The 19,001-nt window shown below is 45.4% G+C and carries 18 protein-coding genes, 1 tRNA gene and 1 pseudogene; 13 read left to right on the forward strand and 7 right to left on the reverse strand.

Annotated elements, in window-relative coordinates; genetic code table 11:
• Positions 1 to 89 precede the first annotated feature (89 nt).
• Positions 90 to 518 (reverse strand): HIT domain-containing protein, encoded by a 429-nt coding sequence (locus tag B7360_RS10120; RefSeq protein WP_005396057.1) that lies wholly within the window; start codon positions 516 to 518, stop codon positions 90 to 92.
• 126 nt (positions 519 to 644) lie between these two features.
• On the reverse strand, positions 645 to 2,378 hold the full coding sequence (argS, locus tag B7360_RS10125) for an arginine--tRNA ligase (RefSeq protein ID WP_046874243.1): 1,734 nt from the start codon (positions 2,376 to 2,378) through the stop codon (positions 645 to 647).
• Between the two features lie 220 nt (positions 2,379 to 2,598).
• Between argS and B7360_RS10130 the strand changes: the two genes are divergently transcribed.
• Complete coding sequence (locus B7360_RS10130; RefSeq protein ID WP_005396053.1) at positions 2,599 to 3,198, forward strand: VOC family protein; 600 nt, start codon at positions 2,599 to 2,601, stop codon at positions 3,196 to 3,198.
• A gap of 74 nt (positions 3,199 to 3,272) precedes the next feature.
• On the opposite strand, the gene purU is transcribed toward B7360_RS10130, so the two are convergent.
• A complete protein-coding gene (gene purU / locus B7360_RS10135; RefSeq protein WP_005382206.1) occupies positions 3,273 to 4,106 on the reverse strand; it encodes a formyltetrahydrofolate deformylase in 834 nt (277 codons plus the stop codon).
• 218 nt (positions 4,107 to 4,324) lie between these two features.
• On the opposite strand from purU, the gene B7360_RS10140 reads away from it, so the two are divergent.
• The 7 genes and pseudogenes from B7360_RS10140 to rnd all read left to right on the forward strand — a co-directional run bounded on the left by B7360_RS10140 (position 4,325) and on the right by rnd (position 11,817).
• The gene (locus B7360_RS10140; protein WP_005396051.1) at positions 4,325 to 6,265 is read left to right on the forward strand and encodes an ATP-dependent DNA helicase; all 1,941 of its coding nucleotides are present in this window, start codon (positions 4,325 to 4,327) and stop codon (positions 6,263 to 6,265) included.
• A gap of 29 nt (positions 6,266 to 6,294) precedes the next feature.
• Complete coding sequence (gene tsaB, locus B7360_RS10145; protein WP_005396049.1) at positions 6,295 to 6,996, forward strand: tRNA (adenosine(37)-N6)-threonylcarbamoyltransferase complex dimerization subunit type 1 TsaB; 702 nt, start codon at positions 6,295 to 6,297, stop codon at positions 6,994 to 6,996.
• A 60-nt stretch (positions 6,997 to 7,056) separates the two neighbouring features.
• A pseudogene (locus B7360_RS10150) lies at positions 7,057 to 7,361 on the forward strand (chromosome partitioning protein ParA).
• Positions 7,362 to 7,402: 41 nt separating this feature from the next.
• A complete protein-coding gene (locus tag B7360_RS10155; protein ID WP_005396046.1) occupies positions 7,403 to 7,960 on the forward strand; it encodes a Slp family lipoprotein in 558 nt (185 codons plus the stop codon).
• A gap of 6 nt (positions 7,961 to 7,966) precedes the next feature.
• Entirely contained in the window at positions 7,967 to 8,821 is an 855-nt protein-coding gene (locus tag B7360_RS10160; protein WP_005396045.1) for an alpha/beta fold hydrolase, read from the forward strand.
• A 106-nt stretch (positions 8,822 to 8,927) separates the two neighbouring features.
• Positions 8,928 to 10,619: a long-chain-fatty-acid--CoA ligase FadD gene (fadD, locus tag B7360_RS10165; RefSeq protein WP_085343429.1), complete on the forward strand. Its 1,692-nt coding sequence runs from the start codon at positions 8,928 to 8,930 to the stop codon at positions 10,617 to 10,619.
• 79 nt (positions 10,620 to 10,698) lie between these two features.
• The gene (rnd, locus tag B7360_RS10170) at positions 10,699 to 11,817 is read left to right on the forward strand and encodes a ribonuclease D (protein ID WP_031780515.1); all 1,119 of its coding nucleotides are present in this window, start codon (positions 10,699 to 10,701) and stop codon (positions 11,815 to 11,817) included.
• Positions 11,818 to 11,895: 78 nt separating this feature from the next.
• Here rnd and minE read toward each other — a convergent pair whose 3' ends face one another.
• From minE to minC, 3 genes are read right to left on the reverse strand one after another with little or no spacing between them, the layout of a single operon-like run.
• The gene (minE, locus tag B7360_RS10175; RefSeq protein ID WP_005396037.1) at positions 11,896 to 12,159 is read right to left on the reverse strand and encodes a cell division topological specificity factor MinE; all 264 of its coding nucleotides are present in this window, start codon (positions 12,157 to 12,159) and stop codon (positions 11,896 to 11,898) included.
• Positions 12,160 to 12,161: 2 nt separating this feature from the next.
• Positions 12,162 to 12,974: a septum site-determining protein MinD gene (minD, locus tag B7360_RS10180; RefSeq protein ID WP_005388331.1), complete on the reverse strand. Its 813-nt coding sequence runs from the start codon at positions 12,972 to 12,974 to the stop codon at positions 12,162 to 12,164.
• A gap of 17 nt (positions 12,975 to 12,991) precedes the next feature.
• Entirely contained in the window at positions 12,992 to 13,654 is a 663-nt protein-coding gene (gene minC, locus B7360_RS10185) for a septum site-determining protein MinC (RefSeq protein ID WP_005382304.1), read from the reverse strand.
• Positions 13,655 to 13,851: 197 nt separating this feature from the next.
• On the opposite strand from minC, the gene B7360_RS10190 reads away from it, so the two are divergent.
• The 4 genes from B7360_RS10190 to B7360_RS10205 all read left to right on the forward strand — a co-directional run bounded on the left by B7360_RS10190 (position 13,852) and on the right by B7360_RS10205 (position 17,646).
• Entirely contained in the window at positions 13,852 to 14,133 is a 282-nt protein-coding gene (locus B7360_RS10190) for a YcgL domain-containing protein (protein ID WP_005382303.1), read from the forward strand.
• Between the two features lie 48 nt (positions 14,134 to 14,181).
• Positions 14,182 to 15,153 (forward strand): lytic transglycosylase domain-containing protein, encoded by a 972-nt coding sequence (locus B7360_RS10195; RefSeq protein WP_005396034.1) that lies wholly within the window; start codon positions 14,182 to 14,184, stop codon positions 15,151 to 15,153.
• Positions 15,154 to 15,244: 91 nt separating this feature from the next.
• Positions 15,245 to 16,189 carry a LysR family transcriptional regulator gene (locus B7360_RS10200; RefSeq protein WP_005396032.1) on the forward strand — a complete coding sequence of 315 codons (945 nt, stop codon included), beginning with the start codon at positions 15,245 to 15,247 and terminating at the stop codon, positions 16,187 to 16,189.
• A 257-nt stretch (positions 16,190 to 16,446) separates the two neighbouring features.
• Positions 16,447 to 17,646 (forward strand): NupC/NupG family nucleoside CNT transporter, encoded by a 1,200-nt coding sequence (locus B7360_RS10205; RefSeq protein ID WP_031780514.1) that lies wholly within the window; start codon positions 16,447 to 16,449, stop codon positions 17,644 to 17,646.
• A gap of 68 nt (positions 17,647 to 17,714) precedes the next feature.
• On the opposite strand, the gene folD is transcribed toward B7360_RS10205, so the two are convergent.
• Entirely contained in the window at positions 17,715 to 18,575 is an 861-nt protein-coding gene (gene folD / locus B7360_RS10210; protein WP_085343430.1) for a bifunctional methylenetetrahydrofolate dehydrogenase/methenyltetrahydrofolate cyclohydrolase FolD, read from the reverse strand.
• A gap of 203 nt (positions 18,576 to 18,778) precedes the next feature.
• On the opposite strand from folD, the gene B7360_RS10215 reads away from it, so the two are divergent.
• A tRNA-Arg gene (locus B7360_RS10215) sits at positions 18,779 to 18,855 on the forward strand.
• Positions 18,856 to 19,001: the final 146 nt, after the last annotated feature.

The raw sequence follows: 19,001 nt of genomic DNA on the forward strand, positions 1-19,001 counted from the left end.
AACAATGAACCATCGCGCACAAACAACAAAGCCGCATCAGCAATGATGCGGCTTTTTACTTTCTACCTGAATTAAAAGTTATATAACGGTTACGCTTTGCGGAAGATAGAGCTTAACGACAACACATTACGAATTCGGTTAAGAATCTCTTCTTGTTCTTCGTCAGTACGAAACTTACCTGTGGTGTTACCCCAAACTGGTCCCGGCCATGCCATATCGTCTTTAAAGCGCGCAATATGGTGAATGTGCAGCTGTGGCACCATGTTACCTAGGGCGCCAAGGTTTAACTTGTCTGGGCGGAATGTCGCTTCGAGTGCTTGGCTTACCGCTTGAGATTCGAGCAAAAACTGTTGTTGCTCTTGCATTGGCAAGTGGTGTAGCTCTTTCAAATTCTCGCGTTTAGGCACCAAGATAACCCATGGCACAGCATTATCTTTATGAAGAAGCGCGACGCAAAGTGGGAAGTGACCAATCACCGAAGTGTCTTTTGCCAATTGAGGATGAAGTTCAAAACTCATTATTGCTGTCCGATTAATTTTTAGTTTGAATTAGTATACGACAGATAAAACAAAAGGTTGGCGCTTTCACGTCAACCTTTGTCATCATTTAGCTTGTGCTACTTAAGCTAACTACGTAAAAGCGGATTACATACGCTCTAGAGTATCGATACCCAGTAGAGACAGACCTTGCTTGATGGTCTTCGCTGTTAGCGCAGCTAGTTTCAGACGGCTTTGTTTCACTGCTTCGTCTTCAGCAACTAGGATAGGGCACGCTTCGTAGAAGCTAGAGAACTGACCTGCTAGTTCGAATAGGTAGCTACACATGATGTGTGGTTGGCCTTCGCGAGCAACAGATTGAACCGCTTCTTCGAACTGCATAAGTTTAGCAATAAGTGCTTTCTCTTTCTCATCAGTGATTTTGATGTCACCTTGGAGAGCATCCATAGCAACACCAGCTTTAGCGAAAATAGAAGCTACGCGAGTGTATGCATATTGCATGTATGGTGCTGTGTTACCTTCAAACGCTAACATGTTGTCCCAATCGAACACGTAGTCAGTCGTACGGTGTTTAGATAAGTCAGAGTATTTAACCGCTGCCATTGCAACTGTTTTAGAGATCTTCTCTTTTTCTTCCGCATCTAGTTCAGGGTTTTTAGATTCGATCAGCTGTGCTGCGCGAACTTCTGCTTCATCCAGAAGATCTGCCAAACGAACGGTACCACCCGCACGAGTCTTGAATGGCTTTCCGTCTTTACCCAGCATCATGCCGAACGCGTGGTGCTCAAGAGATACAGACTCAGGCACATAGCCCGCTTTACGAACAATCGTCCAAGCTTGCATTAGGTGCTGGTGTTGACGTGAGTCGATGAAGTAAAGCACACGGTCTGCGCTTAGCTCTTCATAACGATATTTTGCACATGCGATATCTGTTGTTGTGTATAGGAAACCGCCATCGCGTTTTTGAACGATAACGCCCATTGGTTCGCCATCTTTGTTCTTGTATTCATCTAGGAATACAACTTGCGCGCCATCATCTTCAACGGCAAGACCTTGTTCTTTTAGGTCTGCAACGATCTTAGGAAGCATGTCGTTGTACATGCTTTCGCCCATTACGTCGTCACGAGTCAGTGACACGTTTAGACGGTCGTAGTTGCGCTGGTTTTGGATCATGGTTACATCAACGAGTTTTTTCCACATTTCTGCACAGTACTCGTCACCGCTTTGCAGTCTTACCACGTAGTTTCGCGCCTTTACTGCGAACTCTTCATCTTCATCGTACAGCTTTTTCGATTCGCGGTAGAAGCCTTCAAGGTCCGCAAGTTCCATAGAAACTTCGCCAGACTCTTGTTGTACGCGCTCAAGGTTTGCGATAAGCATACCGAACTGAGTACCCCAATCACCGATGTGGTTCGCGCGGATCACTTTGTGACCTAAGAACTCAAGCGTACGTACCACTGCATCACCGATGATGGTTGAACGCAGGTGACCTACGTGCATTTCTTTTGCTACGTTTGGTGCAGAGTAGTCGGCAACGATGGTTTGCGCTTCTTCTTTAGCTACGCCAAGACGTTCGTCTGCTAGCGCCGCGTCGGCTTGTTTCGCAAGGAACTCTTCGCTTAGGAAAATGTTGATGAAACCAGGGCCAGCGATTTCTGTTTTGCTCGCAATACCATCTAGGTCTAGAACATCCAGTACTTTCTGTGCAAATTCTCGTGGGTTAGTACCCAGTTTTTTAGCAACGCCCATTACGCCGTTTGCTTGGTAATCACCAAATTGTGGCTTTGCTGATTGGCGAACGGCTGCAGGACTACCTGCAGGTGCGCCAGCGGCTTCTAGAGCCTGAGATACTTTGTCATTAATAAGTGCTTGGATATTCACACGCGTTTCCTTCAATTCAAGGACAAAGAACTCGGCAGAATGTACGCCGAGCTCTGTTAGAGTTCACAAAAATGGGGCTAATCATAACAACTTTATTGCTTTTCATACAGAGATGAATAGGCGAAATTTTTACTTTTTCGATTGAATGGAAATGTGGCTTAGTTTGCGTTTACTATTGCGCTCAAAGTAATGAGATAAATCGCCCCATAAGAGAGCCATAATGACGACTCAACTAGTTGAAAAGCGCCTAACGCCTGAATTGATGATCCAAGATCTGGACGCATTTATGGCGAAGATTGAAGAGCTTGCAACCCTGTTAAAACTGGATCTGAGCTTTGCTCAAGCTGACCATATTGCGCTGCGTATTAATGATACTGAAACAGCGAAAGCCGCGCATGAAGCATGGAATCAATACGGTAAGGTGATTTCACAAGCGAAAATAAACGGTCGCCCAATCATCGTTATCGAATTCGACAAAGCGTTGGAAAGCCGTGGCTGGAAGATTGAGTGTCTGGAGCTGCCATACCCTGCGGAAGGCAAAATCTACCCAAATGAAAGCTGGGAACATGTGGAGTTTGTGATTCCGTCTCATGCCGAAACCGCAGATGAGTTTCTTGCTGATTTGAAACACACTTACCCAGCGTTTGGCGCGCGTTTTGATGAGTTAAAAGAGCTGGGTGTAAAGATCAAATTGTCGAGCCCGAAAGGGGAAGGCGAACGCTTGAACAACCCAACCGTGGCGTTTAAGTACCAAGGCATTTGTATCAAGCTGCACCCGCATTCACTTAAGCGTATTGTGGAGTCTGAGCAGGCTGAATAAGTGAGCTCTGAACAACTATTAAGAAGAAAGGGTTGCCAAATGAGCAACCCTTTCTTTTTTCAAATGCGATGAACTTAAAGGATAACCGTCTTATTGCCGTAAACAAAAACGTGGTCATTGATCACTTTATTCAAAGCCTTACTCAATACGTTCTTCTCCACATCGCGTCCTGCTTGCGCCATATCTTGGGCATTGAATGTATGGTCGACAGGAATGACGTCTTGCTTGATGATCGGCCCTTCATCTAAATCATTGGTCACGAAGTGTGCCGTTGCACCGATGATTTTCACACCGCGATCGTAAGCTTGTTGATATGGCTTCGCGCCAATAAAAGCAGGTAAGAAGCTGTGATGAATATTAATGATTTTGTGGTGGTATTTCTCAACAAATGTAGGCGTCAATACGCGCATGTATTTAGCTAACACCAAAAAATCAGCATCGTATTGGTCGATCACTTCTAGCATCTTCTGCTCGTGTTCTTCACGGCTAAGGTTTTCATGGGTCACGTGGTGGTAAGGAATGTCGAAGCGCTCGGTGAGAGTTTGAAGTTTGTCGTAATTCCCCACCACAGCGGCGATCTCAACATCTAGGCTTCCATCGTAGGTTTTCATCAGAATATCGCCTAAACAATGCGCTTCTTTTGTGACGAGAATGACGATGCGCTTACGGCGAGAGCCAACCAATTTACGCTTAGCACCTTGCGGGAGGGCTTGGTCCAAGTCGGCAAGAAACGTTTGATCGTTGAAGTATCCCTCCAGCTCCGTTCTCATGAAAAAGTGGCCACTGGTATTATCAACAAATTCGTTATTGTGAACGATGTTGAGTTGGTGCTTGTAACAGATGTTAGTGATTTTCGAGATGAGACCCGGGGCGTCAGAACAGTGGGTCAACAGTGTTTTCTTTTCCATAAATCAGGTACTTCCATGCATTAATATTTTAGCGTACGAATTTGTTATTATTCCCAGGCGGGTGTAACTGTACTGCCATGTTTCACCATAAATAATCTATTCTTACGTTGGTTTCAACAAAATATCCGTGCGTCGCCGCAAGCTGGTCAGATTGTGGGCTGATGTCACTCCTATTCCTCTGATATACTCTCGATAATTTTTCAAACTCAATACCAAGCATGATCGCAAAAACTTTTTCCTCTGATGGCGCATTAGGTAAGGCGATTCCGGGCTTTCAAGCCCGTCAGCCACAAATCGATATGGCGGAAGCCGTCAGCAGTGCGATCAAAGATCAAACCCAGTTAGTGGTAGAGGCAGGAACTGGAACCGGTAAGACCTTCGCATACCTAGTCCCTGCACTGTTGAGTGGTAAAAAAGTGATCATCAGTACAGGCTCGAAAAACTTGCAAGAGCAGTTGTACCATCGTGACTTACCACTCATGGTCAATGCGCTTGGTTTTTATGGCCAAGTTGCATTATTAAAAGGGCGTTCTAACTATCTGTGTTTGGATCGCTTGAGCCGCCAATTGGTCGAAAGCCATACTAATGAATCTGACCCGACGCTATTAACTCAATTGGTTAAAGTGCGTGCTTGGTCATCAGAAACCAAAACAGGTGACCTTGGTGATTGTGATGATCTGCCAGAAGACAGCATGATCATTCCGACCATCACTTCAACCAATGATAACTGTTTAGGTAAAGAGTGTCCGAGCTACACCGATTGCTTTGTATTGAAAGCGCGTAAGCGAGCCATGGACTCCGACATTGTTGTGGTGAACCATCACTTATTTCTTGCTGACTTAGCGATCAAAGAAACAGGATTTGGTGAACTGATCCCAGAAGCCGATGTGTTTATTTTTGATGAAGCTCATCAGTTGCCAGATATTGCGAGCGAATATTTCGGCCAGTCAGTTTCAAGCCGCCAAATTCACGATCTTGCCAAAGACATTGAAATAGCCTACCGCACCGAAGCCAAAGATATGCGTCAATTGCAAAAAGTGGGCGACAAACTCATGCAAAGCGCAATGGACATGCGGATTGTACTGGGTGAGCCAGGCTTTCGTGGCAACTGGCGTGAGGCGTTGCAATCAGGCTCTATTAAGCGAGAATTATTGCGCTTAACTGATAGCCTCGAATTGGCGATTGATGTTCTCAAAATAGCCTTAGGGCGCAGTCAATTACTGGATACCGCCTTTGAACGAGCCAATTTGATCAAAGGCCGCATCGACCGGGTATGTGATGTCGATATTACTGGTTACTCATACTGGTACGATACCTCGCCTCGTCATTTCGCTCTGCACATTACGCCTCTTTCTGTCGCGGACAAGTTCCATGAGCAAATAGAGATTAAACAAGGCGCGTGGATTTTCACGTCAGCAACTCTAGCCGTATCGGGCGACTTCAAGCACTTTACTGAGCGCCTTGGCCTCAAGCCTACAAAGCAATTTTCTCTGCCGTCCCCCTTTGATTATCAAAAACAAGCGCGCCTTTGTGTGCCAAGGTATCTGCCAGAGCCAAACAGTAACGGCTTAGCGGATAAGTTAGTCCGAATGCTTGCTCCGGTGATTGAAGAAAATGATGGTCGCTGCTTCTTTTTATGTACCTCGCACAGCATGATGCGTGAACTAGGTGAGAAGTTCCGAGAAGTACTTGAGCTGCCTGTGTTAATGCAAGGGGAGATGAGTAAGCAGAAAACCTTGGCGGAGTTTATGGAACTGGGTAACGCTTTACTCGTGGCGACAGGCGCTTTCTGGGAAGGGATTGATGTTAGAGGTGATGCGCTGAGCTGTGTTATTATCGACAAATTACCGTTTACCGCCCCTGACGATCCGTTACTCAAAGCCCGTATCGAGGATTGTCGATTACGTGGCGGTGAACCATTTGCTGAAGTACAAATCCCGGATGCAGTGATTACGTTAAAGCAGGGAGTAGGGCGATTAATTCGAGATCAGAAGGATCACGGTGCGTTGATCATTTGTGATAATCGCCTTGTCACGCGAGACTACGGTGGTATTTTCCTCGGAAGCCTACCACCTATCCCAAGAACGCGAGATTTAGATGGAATCAAAGCATTCCTGAAAACAGAACAATCTGTCACAGACGCAAGTGCTGAGGCATAACCCAATAAATGAGAGTTGTAGAGAGTTAAATGAGCGCAAAAATTCTTGCTATCGATACAGCGACTGAAAACTGTTCAGTTGCGTTGTTGGCTAATGATCAAGTGATTTCACGTAGCGCGGTTGCACCACGCGATCACACCAAAAAAGTACTGCCAATGGTTGATGAAGTACTAAAAGAAGCTGGCCTGACTCTACAAGAGCTAGATGCGTTAGCGTTTGGACGTGGTCCAGGTAGCTTTACTGGCGTTCGTATCGGTATTGGTATCGCACAAGGTTTGGCGTTCGGCGCTGACTTGCCTATGATCGGCGTTTCAACGCTGGCTGCGATGGCTCAAGGTAGCCATCGTTTACATGGTGTGACCAATGTCGCTGTTGCCATTGATGCACGTATGAGTGAAGTTTATTGGGCGCGCTATTCTCGTCAAGACAATGGTGAATGGGTTGGTATTGATGAAGAGTGTGTTATTCCACCAGCACGTCTAACTGAAGAAGCACAGGCAGACGACAAAATGTGGACGACAGCAGGTACTGGTTGGGATGCATACCAAGAAGTATTAGCAGACCTACCATTTAATTTGACGCATGGCGAGGTTCTGTACCCTGATTCACAAGACATCGTGATTCTTGCTGAACAAGAATTTAAAAAGGGTAATACTGTGCCGGTAGAAGATTCTAGCCCAGTTTATCTACGCGATAATGTGACATGGAAAAAACTTCCTGGTCGCGAATAGTCCGTTTTTCATTAACCTGACAAAAAGCAGGGCGTTTGCCCTGTATTTTTATGGAGTGCTATGGCGTCGATTAATGGCTTGCCTCCTTCTTTGATTCCCGGTGCAAACCGCACTAATAAAGTCAGCAAAAAGAAGCAGGTAGATAAATCACAAACAAAGCAGCTGTAGGTCAGCCTTCAAAGGTTGCTAACGCTGTGGCGCACTCCATAAAACACGTGGATGAGTCCCAAATTCATCGAGCTCAAGTGCAATATGACCTTCCTGAAGGGAGCGCACGTAAAGCAATGGAGCAGTACATGGATGTCATGAATCGAACTAAAAAAGAGGAACTGGCTCAATTACTTGGTGTCGATATTTACGTGTGAGATCTCCCCAGCTTGGGGTTACTAATATTGAAAGGTGGTTTATGAAGGTTTTTGGACGGTTTTTTCTCGCATTATTTGCTACGGTTGGTTTGTCTGCGTGTAGCTCTTTGCCAGAGGAGCTAAATGCAAGCACAGAACAAGTCGTTACAGACTATAAAGCTTTCGCTGAGTCTCAGGGGCAAGTGAGTGAAGATGTTCGTCTTGGAGGAATCATCGCTAAAGTGGATAACTTCAAAGATAAAACCCGTCTAGAGATCGTAAACCTACCAATCAGTAAATCTGGTAAACCGGATATTGATGAAGAGCCAACGGGACGATTTATTGCCTATTTTGATGGTTATTTAGAGCCTGTTGCCTTTAGTGAAGGTCGTTTGTTGACGGTTGTAGGTAAAGGCGCCGGAGAAGAAGAAGGAAAGATTGGTGAGCACGAATACGTATTCCCGATCATTAAGGGGCAAGGCTACCGTTTGTGGAAAATTGAAGAACGTGTACGCATGTATGACTCGCCAACCTACTTTTACCCATGTTACTCGATTAACTGTCGCATGTGGCGTAATGATTTCCCACAAGACGGTAAAGTGATAAAACAGGTCAAATAATCTGCGATGCATGAGCGTCAATTCGAGCTTCCTGCCGGCAAAATGGCAGCCCTTGAGATAGGGAACGAGAAAACGGCTGACTTGTCAGTCGTTTTTCTTCATGGGTGGTTAGATAATGCGGGCAGCTTTAAAGCGCTCATGGAGCAGTTGAACCAACTTAATCCTCACTTACACCTCCTCGCCATCGATCATTTTGGTCACGGTTTATCGAGTCATAAATCTCACGATAACTATTACCCCTTTCACGACTATATTGCCGATTTATATCAGTTGTTGGATGAATTATCGCCAAACAGACTGATATTAGTAGGGCATTCACTTGGTGCTTTAATCGCAAGTTGCTATAGTGCTGCGTTTCCAGAGCAGGTCGAAGCTCTTGTGCAAATTGAGGGAGCAGGGCCTCTTACTGAAGATCCTACTAACAGTTTGCCTCGTCTTCGTGATGGCGTTTTAAGTCGAATAAGACAGCAAAACAAGCCAGAGCGAGCCATTGCCTCCTTCGATCTGGCGTTAAAATTACGCGTGCAAGCCAACCAATTAACCGCTGAGCAGCTTCTGCCGATAGTCGAGCGAGGAACGGAGCCGCGAGGAGATAAATGGTATTGGCGGCATGACGCCAAGTTAAAATGTGCGTCGCTTTACCGAATGGCGCAAGCGCATGCTAACTCGATTACCAGCCAAATACGTTGTCCTCATTTGATCGTATTAGGCGATCAAGGATTTCAGAATTTACCATCTAACCAAGCTGATTGGGGAGAGAACCCGCCGCAAGTGGTTTCTGTCAAGGGTGGTCATCACTGTCATTTAGAGCAAATACTCGAGGTCGCAACGCGAATTCTTGGTGTAGTTAACAAAATTTAAACAAGTGTTTGAGAGTTGCGTGCTCAAGCACGTTCGCTGTGCTGTAATAGCTTTCAAAATAAAAAGGACGCTATTTTTTAGCCAGTTATAAACGAGGAGTAACATCGTGGATAAACCATGGCTTTCACGTTATCCAAGTGACGTACCTGAAACCATTAATCCAGAGCAATATGAGTCTTTGGTAGAAATGTTTGAGCAGTCTGTACAAAAATATGCAGACCAACCAGCATTCATGAACATGGGCTCGGTTATGACCTTCCGTAAATTGGAAGAGCGTAGTCGCGCATTCGCAGCGTATCTGCAAAACGAGTTAAAACTGCAAAAGGGTGACCGCGTTGCTCTGATGATGCCAAACTTACTGCAATACCCAGTGGCGTTGTTTGGTATTTTGCGTGCAGGTTGTATCGCCGTAAACGTTAACCCACTTTACACTCCTCGTGAACTTGAACACCAATTGAATGACTCAGGTGCGACGACGATTGTGATTGTATCTAACTTTGCGAACACGCTAGAACAAATCGTCGATAAAACACCAGTTAAACACGTGGTGTTAACCAGTCTTGGTCAAATGCTGCCACGAGCGAAAGGTACGATTGTCGATTTTGTCGTGAAGTACGTTAAGGGCATGGTGCCTAAGTACGATTTACCTGGTGCAATCTCAATGCGTCAGGCATTGCGTAAAGGTCGTCGTCTACAATACGTTAAACCGTTTATGTCTGGGGATGACATTGCATTCCTGCAATACACGGGCGGTACGACAGGCGTCGCGAAAGGTGCGATTCTGACTCACCGTAATATGATTGCGAACGTTCTACAGGCAAAAGGAGCGTACGGGCCGGTTTTATCTCCGGGGCGCGAATTAGTCGTTACAGCGTTACCGCTGTATCACGTATTTGCTCTTACCGTAAACAGTCTGCTGTTTGTCGAAATGGGTGGCCGTAACCTACTTATTACCAATCCTAGAGATATTCCAGGGTTCGTGAAAGAGCTACAAAAGCATCCGTTTACTGCGATCACGGGCGTGAACACCTTATTTAATGCTTTGATCAACAACGAAGACTTCCACGAGTTGGATTTCAGTAACCTACGTTTAGCCGTTGGCGGCGGCATGGCAGTGCAGCGCTCAGTAGCAGAAAGATGGCAGAAGACCACGGGTTGTTACCTACTAGAAGGCTACGGCCTAACCGAGTGTTCTCCATTGGTTGCTGCATACCCGCATGACCTTGTTGAATACAATGGATCGATTGGTCTGCCTGTGCCATCAACAGAAGTTCGCATTGTGGATGAAGAAGGCAATGCTCTTGCGAACACTGAAACTGGTGAACTTCAAGTTCGTGGTCCTCAGGTTATGCAAGGCTACTGGCAACGACCTGAAGCAACGAAAGATACGATCAACGAAGACGGCTGGCTATCAACCGGCGACATTGTTAAGTTCGATGACGAAGGCTTCCTGCACATCGTTGACCGTAAGAAAGACATGATCTTGGTATCAGGCTTTAATGTTTACCCGAACGAAATCGAAGACGTTGTAGCGCTACACGGCAAAGTCCTTGAAGTGGCTGCTATTGGTCAACCGCACGAAGTCTCTGGTGAATTAGTGAAGATCTACGTCGTGAAGCGCGACCCGAGCTTGACCAAAGATGAAGTTATTACGCATTGTCGTCAGCACTTAACTGGCTACAAAGTACCTAAGTTGGTTGAGTTCCGTGAAGACCTCCCTAAAACCAATGTCGGTAAGATCTTGCGTCGTGTTCTGCGTGAAGAGAACGACGCTGAACTCGCGAAGAAAAGCGCATAAGCCGATTTCGTCGAGTCGAAAGATTTAAAAAATGATAGAATGCCAGCGTTTTGCTGGCATTTTTTATAGCGAGAAGTATGTGAATTATCAAATTATTAACAAAAACAAAGATCTAGAAGAAGTTTGCATTCACGCCCGAGAGGCAGATGTAGTGATGCTGGATACCGAATTCGTCCGTATTCGCACTTTCTACCCGCAGTTAGGTCTGATTCAGCTTTTCGATGGTAATCGCCTCTCGCTGATTGATCCGACCGAATTAACGGATATGACGCCGTTCGTAGCGCTATTAAAAGATACTTCTGTGCTAAAAGTGCTGCACGCCTGCGGTGAAGATTTAGAAGTTTTCCAAAACGCATTTGGTTGCACTCCATTCCCTATGGTAGATACACAGTTGATGGCGGCCTTTCTTGGCCACGGTCTATCAACAGGCTTCGCATCGCTGGTGGAAGAATATTTAGGCGTAGAGCTCGACAAAAGTGAATCACGTACTGACTGGATGGCTCGACCGTTGACGCAAAAGCAATTAGATTATGCTGCTGCAGACGTGCATTACTTGCTACCGTTATACGAAAAGCTTTTCGATAAGGTGACGCAAGCAGGTTGGTGGGAAGCCGTACAACAAGAAAGTGATTTGTTGGTTTCAAAACGCATTCGCGTCACTAATGAAGAGAATGCCTACCTTGATATTAAAGGTGCTTGGCAGTTAAAACCTTCTGAACTGGCTATTTTAAAGCCTCTAGCGACGTGGCGTTACCGTGAAGCAATCAAACGAGATTTAGCGCTGAACTTTATCTTCAAAGAAGGTGACCTGTTAACAGTCGCTCGTCTTGGCTTAACGAACTTTAAGAAGATGGAAGCGGAAGATATTGATATCCGAGCGATTAACCGCCATGGCGCGAAGATTGCCGCGATTGTTAAACAAGCGAAGCAAACACCTTCTGAAGAGTATCCAGCGAAAATTGAACGCTTAATGGATTATCCAGGTTACAAACAAGTCTTCAAAAATATGAAAGACATAGTGAAATCGGCGTCGCAGAAGTCTGGCTTAGCGACGGAGTTCCTTGCTTCTAAAAAGCAGATTAATCAGCTGATCAGTTGGGTGTGGAAAAAAGATCGCGATCCAGAAGTGTTGCCTGACTTGATGCAGGGCTGGCGCTTGGACCTGCTCGGCGACAAGATGAACAAAGCATTAAAGTAATGAAAGATTAAAAGGTTGGCCTCGGTGCCAACCTTTTTCATTCTAATCTGAGCATTCAATCTCGTGAGGAAAAGTGGTTTACTTCTCGTCGTCTGGTAGCTTCACATTGAGCTCAAGAACTGAGATATCGTCGTCTTTGTGCTCAAATGTTAAGTCAACCATATTTGGATCAATTGCCACGTACTTACTGATCACTTTCAGGATGTCTTCTTTCAATTGAGGCAAGTAAGAAGGCGCAGGATCATTTTGGCTGCGGCGCTCAGCAACAATGATTTGCAAACGCTCTTTAGCTAGATTCGCAGAAGTTTTCTTCTGTGGGCGGAAAAATTCTAATAATGACATGTCTAGCCTCCAAAGAGTCGTTTAAAGAGTCCTTTCTTCTCCTCAGTAAGGAAACGAAATTCAACCTGATTGCCTAATAAGCGATCAACGGTGTCAGAATAAGCCATGCCCGCATCGGTGTTATCGTCAAAAGTAACCGGTACACCTTTGTTTGACGCGTTAAGCACGGCTTGGCTTTCTGGAATCACGCCCAGTAGTGGAATATGTAAGATCTCCTCTACGTCCTCAACGCTTAGCATTTCGCCTTGAGTGACGCGAGATGGGTTGTAGCGAGTCAGTAGCAGGTGCTGTTTTACTGGCTCTAGCCCTTGTTCTGCGCGCAGGGACTTAGAATCTAAAATACCGAGAATGCGGTCAGAGTCACGCACAGAAGAGACTTCTGGATTCGTTGTGACAATGGCTTCATCGGCGTAGTACAAGGCCATTAATGCGCCTTGCTCGATACCTGCTGGTGAATCACAAATAATGAAATCAAAGCCCATTTCATCAAGTTCGCCGAATACGCGCTGAACACCATCTTTTGTCAGTGCGTCTTTATCACGAGTTTGAGAAGCAGGAAGAATGAATAGGTTGTCCGTGCGCTTATCTTTGATCAGCGCTTGGTTTAATGTCGCTTCGCCGTTAATGACGTTTACAAAGTCATACACGACACGGCGCTCACAGCCCATGATTAGGTCGAGGTTACGCAAACCGATATCAAAATCGATCACCGCGGTCTTTTTTCCCTTCAGAGCTAGACCAGAGGCGATGGCTGCGCTTGAAGTGGTTTTACCAACGCCACCTTTACCAGACGTTACTACAATAATGCGTGCCATTTTTTTTCCTTTTTAGATTAAATCGCGAGAACTTCTAAATGTAATGATTCATCGGCTTTACTGATCATTACTTTCTTTTGCCAGTACTCGCTTTCAATTTGATCGCTTAACCAGTAGTCACCCGCAATGGATACCAGTTCTGCTTGTAAATCGTGGCAAATAATACGCGCTTCCTGCTGACCACTTGCGCCTGCAATCGCACGGCCTCGAAGTGTGCCATGGATATGAATAGAGCCGTCAGCGATGACTTCAGCACCAGCACTTACGTGCGCTAACACCACCAAATCACCATCTTTCGCGTAGATCTGTTGTCCTGATCGAACAGGCGTGCGAACTACTTTCGTTGGTGCCATTTTGGCTGGCGCCTGGCTTGGTGATTTGCTTGCCGACATAATGGCGAAGCCAGCTTCGGAAGCAAGATTTTGTACACGCTTGTCTTTACAGCCCGTTACACCGACCGGAATAAAACCAGCATCTGAGATGCCTTGTTTAAGCTTAGGGAAATCAATGTCGCCTTGTACTTTTGCTATATTGATTACCAAAGGCGCGGATGCAAAAAAAGAAGGTGCTTGAGAAACTTTTTCTTGCAAAAATTCGACAGTCTTTGCGATCTCATTGTCAGAAAGGTGTAAAACTGACAATGTAAAACTGCTACCTTTAAGGTCTGGTGAATGGGTCATCGTGGACTTCTTGCCTTTATTGAAAGAGCGTTGCCTTAAACTAGGTCTGTCATGTTATATTTCATCCTTTGACGCAGCAAGTTCTCTCGTGGGCAAATAGGTGAATTAATCTCAAATTTGCTATTAAGTTTGCGAGAATTTGACGTTTTCAACCTAATCCGCACTCAACGCGGCTAAATCAGCATAAAAGGCGTGTCATGCTTTGTTCTATTTATAAAAGCTCGAAAAAAGAAGGTACTTATCTCTATATTCCGAAAAAGGATGATTTTTCACAGGTTCCTGACACCTTAATGCAGATGTTCGGTAAGCCTATCGCTGTTATGACGATTAAACTTGATGGCCGTAAATTGGCACAAGTTGATATCGAAAAAGTGAAGGCTTCATTGCAAAATGATGGCTTCTTTTTGCAGGTTCCGCCTCCGCCGGAGAACCTACTAGAAAAGTACAAAGAACAAAAAGCCCAGCAGAAAGGCGAATAACGTCATCGTTTTTCATCTGGGATTTCTGCCTTGCTCAAGGAGGGCAATATGAAAAAAATACTGGCTACCATGCTTAGCGTTGGTGTGTGTACCTCGGCTTTTGCAAGTAGCGAGGGTTTCGATGAATACTTGAATAAGCTGCGTGCTGAAGCGCGTGATAAAGGTATCTCAGAGCAGGTCATTAGTGCTGCTTTTGCGAATGTTGAGTACAAGCCTCGAGCAGTAAAAGCGGACCGAAACCAACCAGAGAAGAAACTGACGTTGGATGAATACATTCCTCGCGCGGTGCCCGAATGGAAGGTGAAGCAAGCAAGACAACTCTATAAAGAGCATTACACCGAGCTAAAGCGTATAGGCGATGAGTACGGTGTGCAGCCTCGTTTTATCGTGGCGCTGTGGGGTGTAGAAAGTAACTTTGGTAAATTTACGGGTAACTTCAAAGTGATTGACGCGTTGTCTACAATGGCATTTGAAGGTCGTCGTGAAGAGTTTTTCCGTAAAGAGACCATGTCGGCATTGCAGATCCTCGATCAAGGCCATATTGAACTGGAAAACTTTAAGGGTTCATGGGCTGGTGCGATGGGGCAATGTCAGTTTATGCCAAGCTCTTTTCTTCGTTTTGCCGCTGACGGCAACGAGGATGGTAAAAAAGACATTTGGCAATCTGAAGCCGACGTGTTTGCATCAACGGCTAACTATTTGAGCAAGTCCGGCTGGGATGACAAATACACTTGGGGTCGCCAAGTGAAAGTCCCTAAAGGCATTGATCGCAGCTTAGAAGGGCGCACGGCTGAAAAAGGTAAATATCTTCAGGAGTGGAGCAAACTTGGTATCACAAAATACGATGGTAGCCCGTTGCCAAAACTGGATGAAGACATCAAAGCATGGTTGATCATGCCGGACGACGAGAATGGTCGTACGTATCTGGTTTACAATAACTACAACGTACTGATGAAGTGGAACCGCTCTTACTATTTCGCACTCGCCGTGAGTCACTTGGCTGACCGAATTAAATACTGAGCTGTTATAAAATAATCACTTGGCATCCAGTATTCAATATGAGGGCTCTTCGGAGTCCTTTGTTTTTCCTATAATCAAATCGAGGTAAAGCGTGTTATCTGAACGTGCTGCACAAATGGTGATCTTCTCCGCTCTTCTTAAACATAAAAGTTTCACGGCTGCTGCAAAGAGCTTAGGCGTGTCGGTGTCTCATGTGAGTAAGCAGTTGAGCCAGCTGGAAGCATCTCTTGGTATCAAGCTTGTTCAACGCACTACGCGAAGCTTTACGCCGACTGAGGCAGGAAAAACCTTTTTTCATCACTGTGAGCAAGTAGTACAAGCGGTGAGCAGTGCCACATTAGAGATGGAAACCCAGCGGGATGAAGTGGCAGGCTTAGTGCGTCTTGGTTTGTCGCAATCATTCGGTACCTTGCACATAATCCCCGCAATTCAAGAGTTGCGCGAACTGTATCCTCAACTTCAAGTGGAGGTGCATTTGTTTGACTATAAAGTCGATATGTTAGCCGAAGGGCTCGATTTATGGGTGACTAACAACGAGCATTTGCCTGAAGGCTACATTGCGCAGCGTTTGACGGATTGCCAGTTTGTTGTAGCGGCGTCACCAGATTACTTATTGAAGCATGATACGCCAACAGAGCCGGATGACTTGTCTTCTCACAACTGTCTTATATACAGAAGCTGGGAGCGTGACTATACGGGGTGGGCGTTTACTAAAGATCAGCAGGAGTTGAACGTAAAAGTTTCGGGCAACTATTCAGTGGATCTGGCAGAAGCCGTTCGGGATGCCGCTATTGCAGGTTGGGGCATTGCCTACCTTGCCACTTACTTACTGGGTGATGAGTTTAGAACGGGTAAGTTAATACAGTTGTTACCGGACTGGAAAGCCAGCCAGTCGATGCCGTTTTATGCGGTGTATCCAAGCCGCCAACATATGCCCAAAAAAATATCCGCAGTGATTAACTTCATCAAACAGAAGATCGGTAACCCGTGTCATTGGGATCAACGTCTAGCGCCTTACATATCTATTCCTAAGTAACAGGATCAATGACGTTATTGAACGACACATAAGGTGATTCACTTCACAAAAATTTTTCCAGAACTAGAAACATCTTTTCTATATAGAAACAATAAAAATAAGCAAACGTTTATATTCTTATAATTCAATGCCTTATAATTAAGGTTAATTATTGGGCGCTTAAACTTTTCACACTGTTAACATCCTCAACTTGCAGCATTTTGAGTCCGCTATACAATCCGGTGCCTTCCATATCCCCCTTCTGTCGGATTCATTTTATGAACTCAATTATTGGTATCGTAGCCATACTATTCGTAGCATGGCTACTTTCTACAAATAGAAAAAATATAAAGCTGAGAACAGTGTCGTTTGCGTTTGCTTTGCAGGTACTGTTTGCGTTGTTGGTTTTATATGTACCAGCAGGACGAGATGCGCTGAATTCAGTGAGCAGCGTAGTGTCGAATTTGATCAACTATGGTCAAGAGGGCATTGCGTTTTTATTCGGTAATTTGGCGACAGGGGGCTTCACCTTTGCGATCAATGTTCTGGGTATCATCGTTTTCTTTTCCTCTCTTATCTCAGGTCTTTATCACATTGGTGTGATGCCAAAAATCATCAACTTTATCGGTGGCGGTATTCAAAAGCTGCTGGGTATCGGTCGTGCTGAGTCTTTGTCTGCAACGGCGAATATTTTTGTTGGCACCATTGAAGCGCCATTGATGGTAAAGCCATACCTAAAGCACATGACCGACTCGCAGTTCTTTGCGGTGATGACAGGTGGTTTGGCTTCTGTTGCTGGTGGAACATTGGTTGGTTACGCGTCACTGGGCGTCGACCTTAACTATCTTATTGCTGCTGCATTTATGTCGGCACCTGCGGGCTTGCTGATGGCAAAAATTTTAATGCCAGAAGATACGGATAAAGCAGCAGATATCGACATTAGCCAAGTTGAAATTCCACGTGCAACCAACGTAGTAGAAGCATTAGCCGATGGAGCCATGGCGGGTGTACGCATTGCTGTATCGGTAGGTGGTACGCTATTGGCGTTTATCAGTGTCATTGCAATGTTAAACGGCATGCTAGGTTGGATTGGTGACCTTGTTGGGACGCCACTAAGCTTCGAGTTGATCCTAGGGTATGTATTCGCACCTGTCGCTTGGTTATTAGGTGTACCATGGCAAGAAGCAACCACAGCAGGCTCGCTGATTGGTAATAAGATTGTGGTGAATGAGTTCGTCGCTTTCATCCAGCTTGCAGAAGTGAAGTCTCAACTTAGTGAACACTCACAAGCAATCGTGACGTTTGCTTTATGTGGCTTTGCAAACATCTCAAGTATGGCGATGTTGATTGGCGGACTGGGCTCATTGGTACCTGAAAAGCGTGCATTTGTTTCTAAGCATGGTTTCCGTGCGATTATCGCTGGTGTGATGGCTAACTTAATGAGCGCTTCGATTGCGGGCGTGATTTTAAGCCTGTAATTGAAAGAGATACCTAAAATTAGCAAAAAGGCTCCTTGCGGAGCCTTTTTCGTATCTGAAGTTTTACGTTATTTGTCCGTGTGGAACTGTTCGCAAGCGAGCATCGTGTTCTCAATTAAACTTGCGACGGTCATTGGGCCAACACCACCAGGGACAGGAGTAATAAAGCTCGCACTTTCACGTGCTTTATCGTATTCCACGTCGCCAACTAGCTTGCCTGAATCAAGACGGTTAATGCCGACATCGATAACCACTGCACCTTTCTTAATCCACTCTCCAGGGATGAAGTTTGGCTTACCAACCGCAACCACGACAACGTCAGCTTGACGCATATGACTCTCTAGGTCTTTGGTAAAACGGTGACATGTTGTTGTCGTGCAGCCCGCAAGCAGCAGTTCAAGTGTCATTGGACGACCAACAATGTTTGATGCACCAACCACAACAGCATGTTTGCCACGAAGCTCTATGTTGTAACGGTCTAGTAGGGTAATGATGCCCTTTGGCGTGCAAGAGCGAAGCTTTGGAATACGTTGTGCAAGACGACCAACGTTGTAAGGGTGGAAGCCATCCACGTCTTTCTCTGGGTGAATGCGCTCTAAAACATGTGTTGTGTCGATGCCCGCAGGAAGGGGTAATTGCACTAGAATGCCGTCAATTTCATCATCGTTGTTTAATTCATCAATCAGCGCTAGTAACTCTTCTTCTGAGCTAGACGCAGGAAGGTCAAAAGACTTAGAAACAAACCCAACTTCTTCACATGCGCGGCGTTTGCTACCGACATAAACCTGAGAAGCAGGATCTTCACCAACTAGAACCACTGCTAAACCAGGGGCACGTAGCCCAGCTTCAACACGAGCTTTAACACGTGCTGCCACTTCGGATCGAACAGTTTGGGAAATGAGAGTTCCGTCTATATTTTGAGCAGTCATGACTTTCCTTATAAATTAAGAAGGCAAATTATCTGCGGCGCATTGTCGCAGAATTTCTTATTAACATCCATACGCAAACGTTTGCTTTGTGGTGTTTTTGAACATTAAGCGTTTTGATGGACTTTTTTTAGGCATTCAGATCAGAATGTTATGAAAACCCGTTGATTTACCCGTTTGAACTCGTATAATCCTGTCCCTGTAGCGCGCCCTTAGCTCAGCTGGATAGAGCACGTCCCTTCTAAGGATGTGGTCATTGGTTCGAATCCAATAGGGCGTGCCATTTATTCAAAAGCCCCGATAACTCTTTGAGTTGTCGGGGCTTTGTCGTTTTTAGGTTTTTGGCTGTAATTACCACTCTATCTACAACTTTTGAATGGCATTCTAGCCATTGCAATTTCTAGCAATTAATATGGACGCATATTAATT

Origin of the sequence: Vibrio sp. ArtGut-C1 (genome assembly GCF_002105475.1) — a bacterium.
Lineage (GTDB): Bacteria > Pseudomonadota > Gammaproteobacteria > Enterobacterales > Vibrionaceae > Vibrio > Vibrio diabolicus.

What these genes read in the sequence shown, in the direction of transcription:
- B7360_RS10120 (WP_005396057.1), bottom strand. Translation starts at nt 518, where the DNA reads ATGAGTTTTGAACTTCATCCTCAATTGGCAAAAGACACTTCGGTGATT.
- B7360_RS10130 (WP_005396053.1), top strand. Translation starts at nt 2,599, where the DNA reads ATGACGACTCAACTAGTTGAAAAGCGCCTAACGCCTGAATTGATGATC.
- purU (WP_005382206.1), bottom strand. Translation starts at nt 4,106, where the DNA reads ATGGAAAAGAAAACACTGTTGACCCACTGTTCTGACGCCCCGGGTCTC.
- B7360_RS10140 (WP_005396051.1), top strand. Translation starts at nt 4,325, where the DNA reads ATGATCGCAAAAACTTTTTCCTCTGATGGCGCATTAGGTAAGGCGATT.
- tsaB (WP_005396049.1), top strand. Translation starts at nt 6,295, where the DNA reads ATGAGCGCAAAAATTCTTGCTATCGATACAGCGACTGAAAACTGTTCA.
- B7360_RS10155 (WP_005396046.1), top strand. Translation starts at nt 7,403, where the DNA reads ATGAAGGTTTTTGGACGGTTTTTTCTCGCATTATTTGCTACGGTTGGT.
- B7360_RS10160 (WP_005396045.1), top strand. Translation starts at nt 7,967, where the DNA reads ATGCATGAGCGTCAATTCGAGCTTCCTGCCGGCAAAATGGCAGCCCTT.
- minE (WP_005396037.1), bottom strand. Translation starts at nt 12,159, where the DNA reads ATGTCATTATTAGAATTTTTCCGCCCACAGAAGAAAACTTCTGCGAAT.
- minD (WP_005388331.1), bottom strand. Translation starts at nt 12,974, where the DNA reads ATGGCACGCATTATTGTAGTAACGTCTGGTAAAGGTGGCGTTGGTAAA.
- minC (WP_005382304.1), bottom strand. Translation starts at nt 13,654, where the DNA reads ATGACCCATTCACCAGACCTTAAAGGTAGCAGTTTTACATTGTCAGTT.
- B7360_RS10190 (WP_005382303.1), top strand. Translation starts at nt 13,852, where the DNA reads ATGCTTTGTTCTATTTATAAAAGCTCGAAAAAAGAAGGTACTTATCTC.
- B7360_RS10195 (WP_005396034.1), top strand. Translation starts at nt 14,182, where the DNA reads ATGAAAAAAATACTGGCTACCATGCTTAGCGTTGGTGTGTGTACCTCG.
- B7360_RS10205 (WP_031780514.1), top strand. Translation starts at nt 16,447, where the DNA reads ATGAACTCAATTATTGGTATCGTAGCCATACTATTCGTAGCATGGCTA.
- folD (WP_085343430.1), bottom strand. Translation starts at nt 18,575, where the DNA reads ATGACTGCTCAAAATATAGACGGAACTCTCATTTCCCAAACTGTTCGA.